This is a genomic window from Streptomyces hirsutus (assembly GCF_001418415.1).
GTDB lineage: Bacteria > Actinomycetota > Actinomycetes > Streptomycetales > Streptomycetaceae > Streptomyces > Streptomyces hirsutus.
The window spans coordinates 1-2237 of the sequence record NZ_LIQT01000756.1; the positions used below are offsets into that span (position 1 = coordinate 1).

Here is a 2237-nt window from a genome sequence, read left to right on the forward strand (position 1 = left end):
GTGCCGGAGGGGCGGGGCCCGTAGTCGACCTCGCAGCGCTCCGTACGCAGTTCGGTGACCCGCTGCTGCAGGAGGTCGAGGAGCTGCGGCACGGGGACCGGGCCGGCCGACAGCTGGAGGAAGGAGAGGACCTGCGGCATGGCCGAGACGACCTCGCCCACGGCGGCGGGCCCGTGGTCCTCGGGTTCCGGGTGGGCGAGCGACCAGGCGTCGAACAGGGCGACCCAGCCCCGCAGGACGGCACTGTCGTCACGGTCCCAGGCGCGCAGCCGCCAGCCGGGGCGGGCGGTGTCGCCGTGCACCTCGATCAGGCCGGCGAGCCGGGCCGTGTCCCAGTCGGCGCGGACCTGAGCCGGAGTCAGGCCCAGATCCTCGGCCGCCCATTCGACGGTCGCGTCGGAGAGGATGGCCCGGCCGGCGGCGGTGGCGCTGCCCCGGCCGGGGCCCAGTGCGGCGTCGGCCCAGCGGGCGACGCGGGCCGCGCCGGCCAGACCGGAGCGCGCCATTCGGGCCAGCTCCGCGGGGGCCGGTGTGCCTTCCGGCGGGCGTGGCGCAGGGCGACGCGAGCGCTGCTGGTTCATCGCCCTGGGGGCGGCGGCCAGGGGTCGCGGGCGGACAAGTCGAAGCCTGGAGTCGCGCGGGATACGGGACGTCACGGGTGCAGTCTCGCGGTTGACGGTCCGAAAACCCAAACGGAATGTCACGGGCGGCGAAGGGGAGGTCCCATGCACGGGGTCGCGGGGCAGTCGGCGGAAGGAAACGGGCCGGGAGAAGGGAGGGGGACACGCCGGGAACACGCCGCGGAACGGAATCCCCGGCGACGGCCCGCGGGACCGGCGGGCGCGGGCCGCCCCGACCCGGCGCGCCGGGTCGGGGCGGGACGGCGCGGCAGGCCTGAGGGGACGGGCGCGGCGGGCCGGGTCGAGGCGGGGCAAGGCGGCCCGGGTCGAGGCGGTCACATGAAAGGGGTGAGGAAGCGGCGCAGCGCCTCTTCGTAGGTGTGCGGGTCGGCGTTCCACATGGCGCCGTGCGGCGCGTTCGCGACCGTGTGCAGGGTGATCGTGTTGGGCTGGGCGGCGGCCAGGCGGCGGGAGAACTGCCAGGGGGCCACGGTGTCGCCGGGGCCGTGGACGATCAGGGCGGGGATGCCGACGCGCTCCGGCCCCGGGGTGCCGGGGCGACGGCCTCCGTGGGGGTCGCCGTGGCGGCCGGTGCGGCCCTGGGCGGCGCGGACGGCCAGCGGCAGCAGCGCTCCGGGGGTGCGGCGGGCGGCGGCGAGGGCGCGCAGCGTCGCTTCCCAGCTGAGCACCGGGGAGTCGAGGACCAGCCCGGCGATGTGGTCGCGCAGGGTGGAGCGGGCGGCGGCGCGCAGCGCCATGGTCGCTCCGGTGGACCAGCCGAGCAGGACGACCTGCCGGGCACCGGCGTCCATCGCGTACCGGATCGCCGCGTCGAGGTCGCGCCACTCGGTCTCGCCCAGGTGGTTGAGGCCGTCGGGCGAGCGCGGTGCGCCCTGGTCGCCCCGGTAGGCGAGGGCGAGCACCGGGAAGTGGTGGCGGTGCAGGAACTCCATGAGGTTCATGGCCTGTTCCCGGGTGGCGCCGAGGCCGTGCACCGCGAGCACCCAGGTGTCCCGGACGTCCGGGACGAACCAGGCGGGGAGGGGGCCGAGTTCGCCGGGGACCTCGACGTCGGTGTGGTCCAGGCCCAGGGCAGTCCCCGGGTCGCCGACGTGGAGGTTCGGGGTGAGCCAGACCCGGTCGCCGGGCTCCAGGGTGCCCCGTACGACGCGTTCCAGGCGGCGTACGACGGTGTCGGCGGACTCCGGAACGCCTTCCAGGACGGGCCCGACGACCGCGTGGGTGCCGTCACCGGAGAGGCCGTAGCGGCCGGGCCGCAGCGTGGCGAGGTGCCGGGTGAGGGTGACCTGGCCTGCGGCGGTGCCGTGCACGGTGAGCCGGGGCTCGGTGGGCAGGGGCCTGCCCGGCGGCGCCTTGAGGGCGGCGTCGCTGGCGAGCCGACCGACCGCCACCGTGGCGACGGAAGCCCCTATCACGGCGGTGACGGCAGCGGCCGTCGCTCTGACAGTACGCACCCACCCAGTGTCCCGGCCGCCCGGCCGCCCGGCCACCCCAGCGACGGCCGGGATCCCGAGCCGACGGGACGCCCGAGGATCGTGGGCCGCCGGGGCGCCGGGACACCGGGACACCGGGACACCGGGGCGCCGGGGCGCCGGG

Annotated in this window: 1 protein-coding gene and 1 pseudogene; both read right to left on the reverse strand. The window is 77.2% G+C overall.

What is annotated here, in order from left to right; translation table 11 throughout:
• Positions 1-656: pseudogene (locus AOK11_RS38305) on the reverse strand (hypothetical protein); the annotation flags it as partial.
• A gap of 299 nt (positions 657-955) precedes the next feature.
• Positions 956-2095, reverse strand: a complete 1140-nt coding sequence (locus AOK11_RS38310; protein ID WP_055598206.1) for an alpha/beta hydrolase — start codon at positions 2093-2095, stop codon at positions 956-958.
• Positions 2096-2237: the final 142 nt, after the last annotated feature.